The organism is Actinoplanes sp. NPDC048791, from assembly GCF_040650095.1.
Classification (GTDB): domain Bacteria; phylum Actinomycetota; class Actinomycetes; order Mycobacteriales; family Micromonosporaceae; genus Actinoplanes.
The window spans coordinates 1-15,937 of record NZ_JBEZGQ010000087.1; the positions used below are offsets into that span (position 1 = coordinate 1).

Here is a 15,937-nt window from a genome sequence, read left to right on the forward strand (position 1 = left end):
GCGGCGCCCCGGGGGCGCCCATCGTCGAGACCGCCACGGCACGGGTGACCTGCTGGGGGCGCGCGGCGGCCAGCGCCAGCGCCACGGCGCCGCCCATGGAGTGGCCCACCACGGCGTAGTGCTCGTGACCGAGAGCGTCCATCAGGTTCGCGGCCTGCTCGGTCCACAGCCGGAGCCCTCCCCTGGAGCCCGCCGGGATCGGCGTACGGCCGAACCCCGCCTGATCGGGGGCAACCAGGTGCCAGGACGTGCCCAGCGCCTGCGCGGTCGTTGTCCAGGCGCCGGACCCGGTCGTGCCGGGTCCGGAGCCGTGCAGCATCAGCACTGCGGGCCCGGTGCCGCTTTCCAAGACGTGGACGGGGGATCCGTCGACTGTGACGGTCCGCTGTATCGACACGGGGGCAGGTCAGGTGTTGACGGACTTCGAGAAGAGCTCCATCATCGCCCGGCCGAATTGCGGCATGTCGGGCCACCCCCGGCAGGAGACGAGGTTGCCGTCCACGACGTCGGGAGCGTCGATGACCGTCGCGCCCGCGTTTTCCATGTCACCGGTGATCGGCGGGAAGCAGGCCGTCTTCCGACCCTTCAGCAGCCCGTACACCGCCGGCACCTGTGCGCCGTGGCACACCAGTGCGATGGGGAGGTTGCGCGCGAAGAAGTGCTCGGTGATGCGCCTGACGTCGGCGTCGACCCGGATCCATTCGGGGGCCCGTCCCCCGGGGATGATGAGGGCGTCATAGCGCTCGACGTCGACCTCGGCCCAGGGCACGTCGACCGGCAGCTTCCGGCCGTTCTTCTCCACGTAGGCGTCGGAGTTCGGGTCGAACTCGTGGATGACCAGTTGCACGTCACGCAGCGTCCGTGACGAGACGTCGACGTCCCAGCCGCCCTCCTGCACGCGATAGTAGGGATACATGGTGTCGAGCTCCTCGGCGGCGTCGCCGGTCAGGAGCAGCGCTCTGGGCAACTGCTTCTCCTCGCATCTGGGGGGCGCGTGAGTAGATCCGATCCGATCCGATCCGGTTGAGTCAGCATCGCCCGGGGCGGCACGCCCGTCAAGCCTCTGCCGCCATCGCGTCCGCGTCCTTGACCTCGTCGAACAACCGCCGGAAACGCTCGCCGGACCGCAGGATGTGCCGGCGCATCGCGTAGGCGGCCGCGTCAGGGTCACGCGCGGCGATCGCGGCCACGACCTGCTCGTGCTCGGCCATGGCCAGGTGGGTGACCTGGGTGTCGTGGTGCAGCCGGAAGAGGTGCACGTGGCTGTGCAGGCGGGCGAGCGTTTCACGGATGATCTGGTTCTCCGCGCTCAGGGCGACGAGATCGTGAAAAGCGGCGTCGCGTAAACCGAAGGCGCCATAGGCCATGGGCCCGGTGCCGCCCTCCAGCTCCGCCATCTCCTCCAGCATTCGTCGCAGACCATCCACCTGCTGCAACGATGCGCGTTCGGCGGATCTGCGGGCCGCCGCCGGCTCGAGGAGCAGACGGATCTCGAGCATGTCCTCGAATCGGTGCCGGGTGATCTGGGGCGGAATGCGGTAGCCGGCATGGGGCACGCGCACGACCAGGCCCTCGGCCTCCATGCGGTTCAGCGCGTCCCGGATCGGCGTCTGCGAGACCCCCAGCTCCCGCGCCAGGACGTCGATCGTGACCCGGGAGCCAGGCTCGATCCGTAGCGACATCAGCTGGCCGAGCAGCGTGTCGTACACCTCGTCGGCCAGCCGGCCATGAGCTCGGCCCGGCGGCATCCCGCCCGCCATGGCGCCACGGTCCCGCGCGGTCACCGCTTCGTCGTCCATCGTGACGTGAGGTCCTTTCTTGCGTCCCGGCGAACCTGTTGACATCAATCACAACGCTGCGACATGCTGACGCCCTCACCGGATCGTATAGGAAACGTGGCGGTCGCTCGCCATCGCGGAACCGCCCGCCATCGCTCTACTTCGATCGCCGCGAGCTCCCTCCCGGTCCGCGGGCCGGCCCCCGCGGCAGCCCGCGACACGCCTGAAGACCAGCAACTGCTCGGCGATGCACCTAGCGAGGCTCTAGAAGTCCTTACCCAGAAAGCAGGCAAGAAGATGCGGTATCCGAAGCGAACAGGACAACCGCCCGTTCCCGGTCGAAGGGTGCGGCTGGCGACGGCGGCCCTGCTGCTGGTGACCATGACCACGGCGGCGTGCGGCGACAGCCCGGACGACGACGCGAAGGCGAGCGCCCCCAAGGCACCGGCGACCATCCCCGAGCTCACCAAGGACCCGCTGACCCTGAGCTTCATCTGGTTCGAGTGGCCCCCCGCCCAAGCGTTGGAAGCCTTCGCGAACAAGGAGTACAAGAAAGAGCGACCCAACGCGACCATCAAGGTCAACACCGTACCGAACGCGAACTGGCACGACGCGATGTTCACCCAGTTCGCCGCGCGCAAGACCGACTTCGACATCGCGATCCTGGACTCGCAGCACATCGGCGAGGCCGTGACGAACGGCAACATCCTCGACCTCACCGACTTCGTCAAGCAGAACGTCGACGTCAAGGCCTACAACCCGTACCTCCTGGCGGCCTACGGCCAGTACCCCCAGGCGGAGACCGGCAAGCGCGACGAGAACGCCAGCCTGTACGGACTGCCGCTGCTCGGCGACACCTGGACGATGATCTACCGCAAGGACCTGATCGGCGACAAGCCCCCGCAGACCTGGGACGAGATGATCTCAGCCGCCGAGAAGTGCCAGGCGGACAACCCTGGCGTCAGCGGGCTGGCTTTCCACCAGGCCAACGGCTCCGACGCCGCGGCCGTCACCTACAACACGGTCAACGGCGTCTACGGTGGCAACCTCTGGGACGCCAAGACGAAAAAGATCGACGGCGTCCTCAACGACACGGCCGGCCAGGAGGCGATGGACGTCCTGGTCAACAAGATGAAGCCGCTGACCGCCAAGGGCTCCGGCAATTGGTTCATCGACGAGACGAACGCGGCGGTCGCCCAGGGCAAGGCCTGCATCGCGTTCAACTGGATCGCCGCGAGCGGCGGCCTGCTCGACCCGAAGCAGTCCACGCTGGGCAAGACGCGGGAGCAGATTCTCGACAAACTGGGCTTTGCCACCCTGCCGAAACAGAAGACCGACCTGGTGCCTCTCGGCGGCATGGGGATGCACGTGTCGGCCTACTCCCCCAAGGCGAACCAGGCCGAGGCCCTGAACTTCATGAAGTGGTTCGAGCAGGCCGACATCCAGAAGAAGTGGGCCGCGGCCGGCGGCGTGCCATCGCGTACGGACGCTCTGGCATCGCCCGAGTTCCTCAATGCCGGGCCGTTCAACCAGGTGTACGCCGACTCGGTGCCACGGATGCGGGACATGTGGAACGTGCCCGAGTACGCGCGCCTCGTCAACATCGAGAACACCAACGTGAACGCGGCTCTCAACGGCGCCAAGAAGCCGAAGGACGCGCTCGACGACATCGCCAAGGAGCAGCAGAGCGTGCTCGACTCCAGCGGCAAAAAGGGTGGCGGCGGACTGTGAGTGCCCCCGTCCCTCTGACGACCGACCGTCCCGGGCAGGTGGCGTCCGTGACGCCGCCTGCCCGGGGCAGGTCCCGCTGGTTGAGCGACCGCCGACTCGCCGTGGTCTTCATCGCGCCGGCGCTGCTGCTGTTGCTCGCCATGTCGGTGTTCCCGTTGCTGTGGGCGTTGTACCTGTCCTTCACCGATTACTCGGCCACTCGCGGGGGGCCCGCCAATTGGGTCTGGTTCGGGAACTACACCGCGATCCTGACCTCGGCGCAGGTCCATCTGAGGGCCCTGACAACGTTGGTCTACGTGGTCGGCGCGGTCGGTCTGCAGACCGTGCTCGGATTCACCATCGCCTACCTGATCTCCCGGCGTACGCACGGGCGAGGACTGCTGACGACGCTGTTCCTGGTCCCGATGATGCTGTCGCCGGTCGTGGTCGGGCTGTTCTGGCGATTCATGCTCGACGCGCAGTTCGGCGTGGTCAACAGCATGCTCGGCTCGCTCGGCCTCGGGCAGGTCGAGTGGCTCACCCGGCAGCGAACGGCGTTGATCTCGCTGATCGTGGTCGACACCTGGCAGTGGACGCCGTTCATCATGCTCATCGCCCTCGCCGGCCTCACCGCGGTTCCCAAGTACCTGTACGAGGCCGCCTCGATCGACCGGGCGTCGGAGTGGTTCCGGTTCCGCACCATCACTCTGCCGCTGGTGTGGCCGCTGCTCCTCATTGCCGTGTTGTTCCGGTCCATCGAGGCCTTCCGCCTGTTCGACCTCGTCTACATCCTCACCAGCGGAGGTCCGGGGGTCTCCACCGAGACGTTGTCGTTCCACGTCTACAAGGTCGCGTTCCTGGGCTTCAACACCGGGACCGCCTCGGCGTACGGAATCCTCATGGTCCTGGTCGTCATCGTCCTCACGCAGCTCTACCTGCGCTACCTGAACAAGCTCAAGGAGGACTGATGGCCCTCTCCGTCGGCGAGGCCGTGTCCACAGGTCCGGTCCAGGATCACGATCCCCCCACGCGCCGCCGTGGCGGCCGGGTCCGATCCGTGCTGGAGGTCGTGCTGCTGACCGTGCTGGCCGTGGTGATGCTCTTTCCGGTGCTGTGGATGATCGAGACGTCCATCAAGGAGAACCGGGACGTCTACGCCATCCCGGCCAAGTTCCTCGACTTCAAGGTCACGCTGGACCACTACAAGGACGTCTTCGTCGCGTCCGGCGGCGGTCGTTCGACCTTGTCCGGCTCGTTCCTCAACTCCGTCATAGTCGCCGGCGTCTCCACGGTGCTGGCCACCGTGCTGGGCGTCCCGGCGGCCTGGGCCTACTCACGCTTCGACATGAAGGCCAAGAAGGACCAACTGTTCTTCATCCTGTCCACCCGCTTCATGCCGCCCGTGGTGGTCGTGGTCCCCATCTTCCTCATGTACCGCCAGGTCGGACTCATCGACAGCGCGCTCGGACTGATCCTCATCTACACCGCGTTCAACGTCCCGTTCACGATCTGGATGATGAAGGGTTTCGTCGACGAGGTACCCGCGGAGTACGAGGACGCCGCCATGCTCGACGGCTACACCCGCTTGCAGGCGTTCCGGAAGTTCACCCTTCCCTTGCTCGTGCCCGGCATCGCCGCGACGGCCGTCTTCGCACTCATCTTCTCGTGGAACGAGTTCGTGTTCGCCATCTTCCTCACCTCCAGCGACGACGTCCGGACGGCGCCACCCGCGATCGCCGGGCTCATCGGCGGCACCACTGTGGACTGGGGCCTCGTGGCCGCCTCCTCCGTGGTGTTCGCCCTACCGGTACTCGTCTTCGCCTACCTGGTGCGCAAGCACCTCGTCGCCGGTGTGACGCTCGGGGCGGTGCGACGCTGATGGCCGGCATCGAGGTGACCGCGCTGCACAAGCGCTACCCGGACGGGACGGTCGCGGTTGAGCACGTGGACCTGTCCATCGCCGACGGCGAGCTGTTCGTGATGCTCGGCCCTTCGGGTTGCGGCAAGACGACCACGCTGCGGGCCATAGCCGGCCTGGAAAGGCAGACGACGGGCGACATCCACATCGGCGCCACGCTGGTCAACGATCTGCCGCCCGCCGAACGCGACATCGCCATGGTGTTCCAGTTCTACGCCCTCTATCCGCATCTGAGAACCCGCGACAACCTGGCGTTCCCATTGCGGGCCGAGGGGCTGCCCAAGGCGGAGGTCCGTGAGCGCGTCGACGAGGCCGCCCGGCTGATGCGGCTCGCACCGCTGTTGAACCGGAGACCGCGCCAGCTGTCCGGCGGGGAGCAGCAGCGCGTCGCGCTCGCTCGCGCCCTGGTGCGACGGCCACGGGCCTTCCTCATGGACGAACCCCTCACCAACCTGGACGCGGAGCTGAGGGCCGACATGCGTACGGAGATCAAGCACCTGCAGGGACAGCTGGGGACGACGATGGTCTACGTCACCCACGACCAGGTCGAGGCGATGTCGCTCGGTCACCGGATCGCCATCCTCAACAAGGGCCGCGTCGAGCAGATCGGTACGCCGCTGGAGGTCTACGACCGTCCGGTGAGTCTTTTCTGCGCCGCGTTCATCGGCTCCCCGCCGATGAACCTGATCGAGGTGGAGGTGGCCGACGGGAAGCTGCGCGGGCAAGGCGGACTGGCCCTCACGCCACCGCCGGGCCTGCCGCGGGACCGTCGCCTGGTCGCCGGCGTCCGCCCGGAGGCGCTGGAGGTCGCAGAACCAGGGGCGGAAGATTCAGTACCGGCCCGCGTGGTCTCGGCGGAGTGGCTGGGCGACGAGATCATCTACGTGGTCGACCACGGCGGCGGGCGCGACGTACGGGTCCGGATGCCATCGACGGCCCGGTTCGCCACAGACGCAAAGGTCGGGCTGCGGCACAGCGGCGGCGCCCCGGCGGTCTACGACGTGAGCACGGAAGAGCTGGTGGCCTGATGGGAACCGTGGCAGCGCACGGGCTGTGCAAGTCCTTCGGCAAGGTCCAGGCCCTGGACGGGGTGACGCTGGACGTACCGGACGGCTCGTTCTTCGTCGTGCTCGGGCCCTCCGGGGCCGGCAAGACGACGACCCTGCGAGCGATCGCCGGCCTGGAGAAGCTCGACGCCGGGTCGGTGCATCTGGACGGGCGGGATGCGACCGGTGACGCTCCGGCCGTACGGGATCTGGCCATGGTCTTTCAGAATTACGCCCTCTACCCGCGGCACACGGTGTACGAGAACATCGCTTCGCCGCTGCGGGCACGCCGCTCTTCCTCGAGCGAGATCGCCGCTGCCGTCGAGCGGATCTCGAGCCTGCTGCACATCGAACGTCTGCTGCAGCGTCGCCCCGCGCAGTTGTCGGGCGGTGAGATGCAGCGTGTCGCCCTGGCCCGGGCGCTGGTCCGTAGCCCGCGCGCGTTTCTCATGGACGAGCCGTTGACGAACCTCGACCTCAAGCTCCGCGTCGAGATGCGCACCGAACTCACCCGCATCCACTCCAGGCTCGGAGCGACCTTCGTCTACGTGACCAACGACCAGGTCGAGGCCCTGTCCATGGCCGACCAGGTCGCGGTGCTCAGGGAGGGCAAGGTGCAACAAATCGGAACGCCGACCGAGGTGTACGAGCGGCCGGCCAACCAGTGGGTCGCCGGGTTCGTCGGAAGCCCGCCGATCAGCCTGCTCGCCTGCCACGCCGAAGGAGATCGTCTGGTCGGCGCCCAAGGCTGGACGCTGCCACGGCCCCGCTGGACCACGGCTGAGGACGGTCGTCCTCTGCTGCTGGGCGTGCGCGCGGAGGACCTGTCCGTCGAGCGGCGTGGGAACGCGTCGTTGTCAGGGGAGCTCTACGAGCTTGAGCCGCTCGGTGACCGGACGGTGGTCGACGTCCGGGTGGGCACGGAGATCCTCAAGGTCAAGGCCAGACCGACCATCACCGGTACGGCGGGTGAGCGGCTGCTTGTCACGGTCGACCTGGACCGTGCGCACCTGTTCGACGCCGGCACCGGGCTGTCGCTGTCCGAGGCCGGGCGGTAGCCGCGATGAGTGACCCGATGGACGTCCTGGCCCCCGAGCACCGGCGGCTCCGGATCGGCGACGCCTGGCGCGACGCCGCGAGCGGAGCCACCTTCGCCGTCGAGGACCCGGCCACCGGCAAGACCATCGCCGAGGTGGCGGACGCCGGCGTTGTCGACGGCCTCACCGCTCTGGACGCGGCGAGCGGGGCCATGGCGGAGTGGGCGGCGACCCCGCCCCGGAAACGGTCAGAGTTGCTGACCGCGACGTACCGGGCCCTGACCGAGCGATCCGAGGAGGTCGCCCGGCTGATCACGCTCGAGATGGGCAAGCCGCTCGCCGAGGCCCGGGCCGAGGTGGCCTACGGCGCCGAGTTCTTCCGGTGGTTCGCCGAGGAGGCGGTGCGCGTCGAGGGGCGCTACAGCATCGCTCCCGCAGGTGGATACCGCATCCTCACCGTGCCCAAGCCGGTCGGACCGTGCGTCTTCGTGACGCCCTGGAACTTTCCGCTGGCGATGGGTGCCCGCAAGATCGCTCCGGCGCTGGCGGCGGGCTGCACGACCATCACCAAGCCGGCCGCCCAGACGCCACTGACCATGCTGCTCCTGGCCCGCATCATGGAGCAGGTCGGCGTTCCGCCCGGCGTGGTCAACGTGGTGACCACCAAGCGTGCCGGCGAGGTGGTCTCCGCACTGCTGGCCGACAGGCGGACCCGCAAGCTCTCGTTCACCGGGTCGACCGAGGTCGGGCGGGTGCTGCTCCGACAGGCAGCGGACAACGTGCTGCGCACCTCCATGGAGCTGGGCGGCAACGCGGCCTTGATCGTGTGTGCCGACGCCGACCTGGACGTCGCGGTCGACGGGGCCATGGTGGCCAAGATGCGCAACATCGGGGAGTCCTGCATCGCGGCCAACCGGATCTACGTCGAGGAGCCGGTACGCGAGGAGTTCACGGCACGCTTCGCCGAGCGAATGGGCGCGCTTTCGGTCGGCCACGGTCTCGACGACGGCGTGGACGTCGGGGCGCTGATCGACGAGGCCTCGGTCACCAAGATCGAGGAGCTCGTCGCCGACGCGGTCGATCGCGGCGCCCGGGTCCTGGTGGGCGGCGAGCGTCCGGCTGGGCCGGGCCACTTCTACCCGCCCACGGTCGTCGTCGACGTGCCCGACGACGCACGGATGCTGGGGGCGGAGATCTTCGGCCCGGTGGCGCCGATCATCTCGTTCACGTCCGACGACGAGGTGCTGGCGAAGGCCAACAACACCGAGCACGGCCTGGTCGGATACGTCTTCACCCGCGACCTTCAGCGGGCGCTCCGGTTCACCGAGGGACTGGAGACGGGGATGCTTGGCATCAACCGAGGTCTGATCTCGGACCCGTCGGCGCCGTTCGGAGGCGTGAAGCAGTCCGGGATCGGCAAGGAGGGGTCGCACGAGGGCATCCGTGAGTATCTCGACGTCACCTACGCGGCTATCGACCTGCCGTGACCAGCCTTCTGCTCCGGGAGAGGCACTGACATGCTTGAGACCGTCCGCGGACCACGCCAGCTGATAGTGGGCGAAGGGGTCGCGCAGAACATCCCGCGAGTGGTGGCCGAGAGTGGCTCGCGAGTCCTCATCGTGACCGACCAGGTCCTTCTGGGGCAGCCGGGCGTGGCCGCGATCGTGGCCGCCGTGCGGGAGCAGATCAAGGTCGTCGAGGTGTTCTCCGACGCGACTCCGGACGTACCACTCGCCGATGTCGCCCTGGCCGTCTCGGTCGCCGCCGAGATGGACGCCGACGTGATCCTCGCGATCGGCGGTGGCACGGTGATCGACCTCGCCAAAATCGTCGGCGTCATCCGGCGCCACGGTGGGACGCCACGCGACTACTACGGCGAGTCGAAGGTGCCGGGGCCGACGATGCCGCTCGTCGCCGTCCCGACGACGTCAGGCACCGGCTCCGAGCTCACCCCCGTCTCGGTGCTGACCGACCCGGACCGCGAGCTGAAGGTGGGGGTCTCCAGCGTCCACATCGTGCCCGACTTCGCCATCGTCGACCCCGAACTCACCTACACCTGCCCGGCGACCGTCACCGCCCACTCCGGCATCGACGCGTTCTGCCACGCGGTGGAGAGCTACACCGCGCGACCCCGGGCCCACGGACCGCGTGACCCGGTGGAGCAGGTCTTCCTCGGCCGCAACGCGATCACCGACCACTACGCGCTCCTGGCCGCGGAGCGGATCGCCCGAAGCTTGCGCCGTGCCGTCAGGGACGGAGGCGACACGGACGCGCGCGCGGACATGTCCTACGGCTCCATGCTCGCCGGGCTCGCCTTCTCCCACGCGGGCAACGCGGCCCCGCACGCCCTTCAATACCCCATCGGCGCAGCCACGCACACGCCGCACGGCCTGGGCGTCGGGCTGCTACTGCCCTACGCCCTGGACGCGGCCCGGGATGCCATCGGCGACCGGTTGGCCATCCTCGCCCGGGTGTGCGGGCTGGACGTGACCGACGCCTCGGATGCCGAGGCCGCTGACGCGTTCCTTGCCTGGCTCGACGGGCTGCTTGCCGACATCGGCATCCCGCCCACCTTGGCGGACCTCGGCGTGGCCCGCGCCGACCTTCCCCGCTTCGCGGAGATGGCCAGTGGCGTCACCCGATTGATTCAGAACCATCCAGGGCCGACCGACACCGCCAGCCTGACCGCGATCCTCGAAGCGGCCTGGGCCGGGGACCGGAGCCGACACAACCTGACTCTGAGCAGAGACAGTGGCTGAGTGAGTGTTCGAGAGGTGGAGCCACGCCATCTCAGTCGGGACGAATCCCGACGCATGAACCTCCACAATGGCGACGTTGATCTGCCGCCCGTTCCGACAGCCTGGTCCTACTTGGACCCTGGTAAAGCGAAGCGCCTCGCCGGGGAGACCGCAATCCATCGCGGGGATCCTGGCGGCTCTCTGCGGCTGAGACCCTTCCGCTGAACCTCAACTTCCTTCTATTGTGGCCATACAGTCGCCGGGCCCTCACTTCGCGTAAGGTGCCGCGCCGCAGGCTGGACCTTTCACGGGAGAGGCACGGGGATGATCAGAAAACTCATGGCAGTGCTCGCCGCTGCGCTGGTGTTGCTGGCCGCCGAGCCCGCGGAGGCGGCCACCGTGTTGCCACCCGGGGCCGCACACAAGATCGGCAGCACCTACCAGGAGCGCGTGAGCACCGGTGAGGTCCTGACCTTCCGGCAGGTGAACGAGGTGGAGAGCGTCGCCTTCGTCTCGCGGCGCAGCCTCGGGCAGTGCAGCTGGACCTACTTCTGCCAGTGGGACAGCACCAACTACGACGGCGAGTTCCACCGGTACAGCCTCAACGGGATCGCCGGGGCTCCCGGACACTGCTGGCAGCTGAGCAACGCGGCGAGGGACGACGGCGAGAGCTGGTGGAACGACACCAACACCGACGTACGGGTCTACGACTGGGTGAGCTGCAACGCCAGCGGCTGGAACCGCACGGTCGCGGCAAGCGGCTACGCCACCTGCCAGAGCAGCGACTGGTGCGACCGCGTCACGAGCCTCTACGCCTGCGGCCGCTTCACGACTCCCGGATCACCTTGTTGACGACGTCCAGCCCGTTGTACTGAGCCGTGTCGATGTGGTTGACGCCCAGCTCAACCGCCTTGCGCAGCACGTCGACAGCGGCATCGCGGTCACGGGCGGCCCGAGGGCGCCGGGACCGGTCAACTGCATCGCACCGAAGCCCTGTCAGGCACGCGGCGGCGACATCCAGCGCCGCGTGCCTGAACGGCCGCTCCGGCGGTGTCCGCCACGGCTGCCCATACGGGATCGGTACCCGCGCGCCGACCGCTCCCCTGTAGGTGAGGGGTAGGAGCTGTTTTTGGTTTCGGCGTGTCCGGGTAGCCGGCGATGCCTGGTCGTCATGATGCGCCGAACCCCGTTGACGCATGTCGTCGAAGGACACCCGATAGGCCTCGCCCGCCACCCACACCTCTGAACCCCTTATTTACCAAGGTTTTTAGGCGAAGGGTTCCGATGCCCATCCGGCATGACCGGGCGGAAACTCTCCACGGAGCAGGCGGATGAAGGCGTCGCCGCATGCCAGCAATGGGCCGGTAGGCAGGTCGGAGTGGAACGACTCCTGTTCGCCTCCGGTGCCGAAGGAATTCACGAGAGCCTTCGGGATGGCCGGAGACCACTCGCGCAGCTGCCGGAGGACCCGCTCGGACAGATCGAGCACCACCGCGACCCGCTCGGACTCCGTTCCGAGATGCTCATCCAGGCGGGATGACACGCATCCCATGAAACCGGCCGCGGCTTGCGTCTCCCAGTCCGCACCGGCATCACTGAGCCACGCCGGGGGCGCGGAGATCCGTCCGGCCTCTCGCGCCAGCAGGTAGAGCCACACCTCTGCCTGGTAGTCACGGACCCAGAAACCGGACTCCCGGTAGTCCACGTACGAGCTGCCCACCCGAGAAGTAGATCAGCCGGGCGGTAGTCGGTGGCCACTGGGTAACGCGAGGCGGCGCGCCAGATGGCGCCCGGTCGCGCTCTCCCCGGCGCGGGCGATCGTGGCGGGAGGGCCGGTCGCGACGACCCGGCCGCCCGCGTCCCCACCACCCGGGCCGAGGTCGATGACCCAGTCGGCGCCGGCGATCGTGTCCAGGTCGTGCTCGACCAGGACGACGGTGTTACCGGCGTCGACGAGCCGGTGCAGTTGCCGCAGCAGCAGCGCGATGTCCGCGGGGTGCAGCCCCGCGGTCGGCTCGTCGAGCAGGTACAGCGCGTGGCCGCGGCGGGCCCGCTGCAACTCGGTGGCGAGCTTGATGCGCTGGGCCTCGCCACCGCTGAGCTCGGTCGCCGGCTGGCCCAGCCGCAGGTAGCCCAGCCCCACCTCCCGAAGCGTCTCGAGGCTCCGGGAGGCGGCCGGGACGTGGGCGAGGAACTTGGCGGCGTCGTCGACGGACATCGCCAGCACGTCCGCGATGTTCTTGCCGCGGTAGGTCACCTCCAGCGTCTCCGCGTTGTACCGCGCGCCGTGGCAGGTCGGGCACGGCGCGTAGGTCCCGGGCAGGAACAACAGTTCGACCGCGACGAACCCCTCTCCCTGGCACGTCTCACACCGCCCCTCCGGGACGTTGAAGGAGAACCGTCCGGCCGCGTACCCGCGCGCCTGCGCCTCGTCCGTCGCCGCGTACAGCTTGCGCACCGCGTCGAACATCCCGGTGTAGGTGGCCAGGTTGGACCGGGGCGTGCGGCCGATGGGCCGCTGGTCGACCCGGACCAGCCGGTCGAACGAGTCGAGCCCCGCCGCGTCCCGCACGTCGAGGTCGAGCTCCGCCTCGTCGGGCTCGTCGCTCGCCAGCCCGAGGTGGCCGCGCACGACCTCGGCGAGCACCTGGGTGACCAGCGTCGACTTCCCGGAACCGGACACCCCGGTCACTGCGGTCAGCACCTGGAGCGGCACGTCGACGGACACGTCGTGCAGGTTGTGGCGGGAGACGCCGCGCAGGTGCAGCCAGCCCTGGGGCGTACGCGGGCGATGGTCGAGCGGTTCGGCCCGGCCGAACAGGTACCGGCTGGTGGCCGACTCCTCGACCTGTTCGAGGCCGGGGACCGGACCGCTGTACAGCACGCGTCCGCCGCTCTCGCCCGCGCCGGGGCCGATGTCGACCACCCAGTCCGCCCGCCGGACCACGTCCAGGTCGTGCTCCACGACGAACAGCGAGTTGCCCGCCGCCTTCAGCCGGTCCAGCACGTCCAGCAGCGGCTCCGCGTCGGCCGGGTGCAGGCCCGCGGAGGGCTCGTCGAGCACGTAGACGACCCCGAACAGCCCCGAACGCAACTGGGTGGCGATACGCAGGCGCTGCGCCTCGCCGGGCGACAGCGTCGTCGAGCGGCGCCCGAGGCTGAGGTACCCCAGGCCGAGATCGAGCAGCACCTCGACGCGCGCGACCAGGTCGGCGCACAGCCGGACCGCGACCTCGGTCGTCTCCCCGGACCGGGCGGTCGGCGTCGCAGCCTGGGCCCCGGACAACCCCGCGGCGGGCCGCAGGAGAGCCACGACGGCGGCGAGGGGCATCGCGTTGACCTCGGCGATGGTACGGCCGGCGAAGGTCACCGCGAGCGCCTCCGGGCGCAGGCCGCTGCCGTGGCACACCGGGCAGGGCACGCTCCGGACGAACCGCATCGCCCGCTCGCGCATCCGGTCGCTCTTGGAGTCGGCGAGCACGTGCATGACGTGCCGACGGGCGCTCCAGAACTTCCCGTAGTAGCCGCTGTCGATGCGGTCACGCTCGGGCTCGACGAGGACGGACGGCTGCTCGTCGGTGTAGAGGAGCCAGTCCCGGTCCTTCTTCCTGAGCTTGCGCCACGGTCTGTCGATGTCGATCCCCAGGCCGGTCACGACGCTGCGCAGGTTGGCGCCCTGCCAGGCGCCCGGCCAGGCCGCGATGGCGCCGTCGCGGATGCTCAGCGACGGGTCCGGGACGAGCAGGTCCTCGGCGACGTCGTGCACGACGCCCAGTCCTTGACACCGTGGGCAGGCGCCGGCCGCGGTGTTGGGGGAGAACGCCTCGGCCTCCAGCCGCGGGGCGTCCGGCGGGTAGGTCCCGGCCCGCGAGTAGAGCATCCGCAGCAGGTTGGACAGCGTGGTGATGGTGCCGACCGTCGACCGCGAACTGGGTGCTCCGCGACGCTGTTGCAGGGCCACGGCCGGGGGCAGGCCGGTGATCTCCTGCACGTGCGGCGCACCGACCTGCTGCAACAGCCGACGGGCGTACGGCGCGACGGACTCGAAGTACCGGCGCTGAGCCTCGGCATAGAGCGTCCCGAAGGCCAGCGACGACTTGCCCGAACCGGAGACGCCGGTGAAGGCGACCATGGCATCGCGGGGAATGTCGACGTCGACGTTCCGAAGGTTGTGCTCGGCGGCGCCCCGGACGCGCACGAACCGGTCATTAACGTCATTTTCCACCAGGTCTGGTTACCCTGTCCGGCGGCGCCGAACCACCGCCACGAGCGCTCTGCGGCGGATCCGTATGGTCGCGAGGACAACCGGCGTACCGCATAATCCGCTCATGACCTCCACCGGCTCCTCGCGCCTGTCGCTGTGGTCCACCGATTCCCTGCTGTCGATCGGCTCCCGCGGCTCGGTGCTGTCCATCGGCAGCGTCGGCTCGGTCGCCTCGATCGGCAGCATCGGCTCAGCCGGATCGATCCTGTCGGTCGGCTCCGCGCTCTCGACCGGATCGGCCATGTCGTGGCGGTCGCAGTGGTCGCTGCTTTCCGACCACTCGTCCGGGACGGCGTTGACTTCCCGCGACCGCGACAACGCGGTCATCGGGGCGCCCGCGGTGTTCGCTGCGGTCGCGCTCGCCGCCTATGCCGGGTATTTGTTGGCGCGCGGCCGACGCCGACCGGGGCCGGCCGCTGACTGACGCTCCCGTAACGCCGTCAACGGGAAGACCTGACGGACGGACGCCGGGCTCAGGGTCCCGGGATGATCCGGCGGGTCTCGTACGCCCACATCGCGATCTCCACGCGGTTGCGGGCGCCGAGCTTGGCCATCAGGCTCGCCAGATGCGTCTTCACCGTGCTCAGGCTGATGTGCAGGGCATCGGCGATCTCGACGTTGGTGAGCCCCTGGGCGACGGCCAGCAGCACGTCCTCCTCGCGGGTGGTGACCGGCGAGATCGGCTGAGCGGCGGGCCGCCCGGTCGGCACCTCCGCGAACGCCCGCAGCAGGCGCACTGTGACGCTCGGCGCGATGAGGGCCTCACCGTCGGCAGCCGACCGTACGGCCTGCGCCAGCAGATCGGGCCCCGCGTCCTTGAGCAGGAATCCGCGTGCCCCTGCGCGCAGGGCGCCGTAGACGTACTCGTCCAGATCGAAGGTGGTGATCACGACCACGACCATCGGGTCGGCGACGCCCGGACCGGCGATCAGCCGGGTGGCCTGCAGGCCGTCGACCTCGGGCATCCGGATGTCGAAAAGGCAGACGTCGGGTCGCAGGTCCCGGGCCAGCCGGACCGCCTCCCGGCCGTCGGCGGCCTCGCCCACGACCTCGACATCGGGCTGGGCGTTCAGCATGATGCGCAGCCCGGTACGGATGACCGGCTGGTCGTCAGCGACCAGTACGCGGATGGACACGGTTGTTCGCCCTCCCCCGCGGCAGCTCCGCCTCGACCTGCCAGCCCCGGTCGGTGCCCGGTCCGGCGCTCAGCTCCCCGCCGAGCAGGGCAGCGCGCTCTCGCAGCCCGGCAAGACCGTACCCGTCGCGACCGCGGCCGGCTCGCGCGCCGTCGTCGCGCACCGTCACCCGTACCGTTTGCGGTTCTCCGGTCACCCGGACCGTGACCTCGGTCGCGTCCACCGCATGCCGCATGGCGTTGGTCACCGTCTCCTGGACGTTGCGGTAGACCGCCGCGTCCACGGCCGGGGGCAGCGCGTCCAGGTCGCC

At 69.3% G+C, this 15,937-nt stretch carries 17 protein-coding genes; 9 read left to right on the forward strand and 8 right to left on the reverse strand.

What is annotated here, in order from left to right; all coding sequences use genetic code 11:
• The 3 genes from AB0C29_RS09655 to AB0C29_RS09665 all read right to left on the reverse strand — a co-directional run.
• The coding region (locus AB0C29_RS09655) for an alpha/beta hydrolase (RefSeq protein WP_360817709.1) at nt 1–349 on the reverse strand (349 nt) is incomplete at its 3' end.
• A 57-nt stretch (nt 350–406) separates the two neighbouring features.
• On the reverse strand, nt 407–967 hold the full coding sequence (locus AB0C29_RS09660; RefSeq protein WP_360817712.1) for a DJ-1/PfpI family protein: 561 nt from the start codon (nt 965–967) through the stop codon (nt 407–409).
• Between the two features lie 88 nt (nt 968–1,055).
• Complete coding sequence (locus AB0C29_RS09665; RefSeq protein WP_360817715.1) at nt 1,056–1,709, reverse strand: GntR family transcriptional regulator; 654 nt, start codon at nt 1,707–1,709, stop codon at nt 1,056–1,058.
• 414 nt (nt 1,710–2,123) lie between these two features.
• Between AB0C29_RS09665 and AB0C29_RS09670 the strand changes: the two genes are divergently transcribed.
• From AB0C29_RS09670 to AB0C29_RS09705, 8 genes are all read left to right on the forward strand, one after another.
• Nucleotides 2,124–3,509 carry an extracellular solute-binding protein gene (locus AB0C29_RS09670; protein ID WP_360817717.1) on the forward strand — a complete coding sequence of 462 codons (1,386 nt, stop codon included), beginning with the start codon at nt 2,124–2,126 and terminating at the stop codon, nt 3,507–3,509.
• Between the two features lie 80 nt (nt 3,510–3,589).
• Nucleotides 3,590–4,456 (forward strand): sugar ABC transporter permease, encoded by an 867-nt coding sequence (locus AB0C29_RS09675; protein ID WP_360817720.1) that lies wholly within the window; start codon nt 3,590–3,592, stop codon nt 4,454–4,456.
• Nucleotides 4,456–5,367: a carbohydrate ABC transporter permease gene (locus AB0C29_RS09680; protein WP_360817723.1), complete on the forward strand. Its 912-nt coding sequence runs from the start codon at nt 4,456–4,458 to the stop codon at nt 5,365–5,367. Before AB0C29_RS09675 ends, AB0C29_RS09680 begins: the two co-directional genes overlap by 1 nt.
• Nucleotides 5,367–6,434, forward strand: coding sequence for an ATP-binding cassette domain-containing protein (locus tag AB0C29_RS09685; protein ID WP_360817726.1), 1,068 nt, complete (start codon nt 5,367–5,369; stop codon nt 6,432–6,434). The genes AB0C29_RS09680 and AB0C29_RS09685 overlap by 1 nt, the downstream gene beginning before the upstream one ends.
• Nucleotides 6,434–7,510 carry an ABC transporter ATP-binding protein gene (locus tag AB0C29_RS09690; RefSeq protein WP_360817729.1) on the forward strand — a complete coding sequence of 359 codons (1,077 nt, stop codon included), beginning with the start codon at nt 6,434–6,436 and terminating at the stop codon, nt 7,508–7,510. The genes AB0C29_RS09685 and AB0C29_RS09690 overlap by 1 nt, the downstream gene beginning before the upstream one ends.
• Nucleotides 7,511–7,515: 5 nt before the next feature.
• Nucleotides 7,516–8,976, forward strand: a complete 1,461-nt coding sequence (locus AB0C29_RS09695) for an NAD-dependent succinate-semialdehyde dehydrogenase (RefSeq protein WP_360817732.1) — start codon at nt 7,516–7,518, stop codon at nt 8,974–8,976.
• Nucleotides 8,977–9,006: 30 nt separating this feature from the next.
• Nucleotides 9,007–10,248, forward strand: coding sequence for an iron-containing alcohol dehydrogenase (locus AB0C29_RS09700; RefSeq protein WP_360817734.1), 1,242 nt, complete (start codon nt 9,007–9,009; stop codon nt 10,246–10,248).
• Between the two features lie 318 nt (nt 10,249–10,566).
• Nucleotides 10,567–11,079 (forward strand): peptidase inhibitor family I36 protein, encoded by a 513-nt coding sequence (locus AB0C29_RS09705; RefSeq protein WP_360817737.1) that lies wholly within the window; start codon nt 10,567–10,569, stop codon nt 11,077–11,079.
• Here the strand turns inward: AB0C29_RS09705 and AB0C29_RS09710 are convergent.
• Genes AB0C29_RS09710 through uvrA form a run of 3 tightly spaced genes read right to left on the reverse strand, consistent with a single transcriptional unit; the run spans nt 11,054 to nt 14,425 of the window.
• On the reverse strand, nt 11,054–11,461 hold the full coding sequence (locus tag AB0C29_RS09710) for a hypothetical protein (RefSeq protein WP_360817739.1): 408 nt from the start codon (nt 11,459–11,461) through the stop codon (nt 11,054–11,056). The genes AB0C29_RS09705 and AB0C29_RS09710 overlap by 26 nt on opposite strands.
• 33 nt (nt 11,462–11,494) lie before the next feature.
• Nucleotides 11,495–11,932, reverse strand: a complete 438-nt coding sequence (locus AB0C29_RS09715; protein ID WP_360817742.1) for a hypothetical protein — start codon at nt 11,930–11,932, stop codon at nt 11,495–11,497.
• Between the two features lie 27 nt (nt 11,933–11,959).
• Nucleotides 11,960–14,425, reverse strand: a complete 2,466-nt coding sequence (gene uvrA / locus AB0C29_RS09720; protein ID WP_360817745.1) for an excinuclease ABC subunit UvrA — start codon at nt 14,423–14,425, stop codon at nt 11,960–11,962.
• A gap of 130 nt (nt 14,426–14,555) precedes the next feature.
• On the opposite strand from uvrA, the gene AB0C29_RS09725 reads away from it, so the two are divergent.
• Nucleotides 14,556–14,915, forward strand: a complete 360-nt coding sequence (locus AB0C29_RS09725; RefSeq protein ID WP_360817748.1) for a hypothetical protein — start codon at nt 14,556–14,558, stop codon at nt 14,913–14,915.
• A 49-nt stretch (nt 14,916–14,964) separates the two neighbouring features.
• On the opposite strand, the gene AB0C29_RS09730 is transcribed toward AB0C29_RS09725, so the two are convergent.
• Together AB0C29_RS09730 and AB0C29_RS09735 are read right to left on the reverse strand one after the other, a co-directional pair.
• The gene (locus AB0C29_RS09730; RefSeq protein ID WP_360817751.1) at nt 14,965–15,627 is read right to left on the reverse strand and encodes a response regulator transcription factor; all 663 of its coding nucleotides are present in this window, start codon (nt 15,625–15,627) and stop codon (nt 14,965–14,967) included.
• Nucleotides 15,602–15,937 (reverse strand): ATP-binding protein (locus AB0C29_RS09735; protein ID WP_360817754.1); only part of this gene is annotated, 336 nt, incomplete at its 5' end. The genes AB0C29_RS09735 and AB0C29_RS09730, both read right to left, overlap by 26 nt.

What these genes read in the sequence shown, in the direction of transcription:
- AB0C29_RS09700 (WP_360817734.1), top strand. Translation starts at nt 9,007, where the DNA reads ATGCTTGAGACCGTCCGCGGACCACGCCAGCTGATAGTGGGCGAAGGG.
- AB0C29_RS09725 (WP_360817748.1), top strand. Translation starts at nt 14,556, where the DNA reads ATGACCTCCACCGGCTCCTCGCGCCTGTCGCTGTGGTCCACCGATTCC.
- AB0C29_RS09705 (WP_360817737.1), top strand. Translation starts at nt 10,567, where the DNA reads ATGGCAGTGCTCGCCGCTGCGCTGGTGTTGCTGGCCGCCGAGCCCGCG.
- AB0C29_RS09685 (WP_360817726.1), top strand. Translation starts at nt 5,367, where the DNA reads ATGGCCGGCATCGAGGTGACCGCGCTGCACAAGCGCTACCCGGACGGG.
- AB0C29_RS09690 (WP_360817729.1), top strand. Translation starts at nt 6,434, where the DNA reads ATGGGAACCGTGGCAGCGCACGGGCTGTGCAAGTCCTTCGGCAAGGTC.
- AB0C29_RS09680 (WP_360817723.1), top strand. Translation starts at nt 4,456, where the DNA reads ATGGCCCTCTCCGTCGGCGAGGCCGTGTCCACAGGTCCGGTCCAGGAT.
- AB0C29_RS09695 (WP_360817732.1), top strand. Translation starts at nt 7,516, where the DNA reads ATGAGTGACCCGATGGACGTCCTGGCCCCCGAGCACCGGCGGCTCCGG.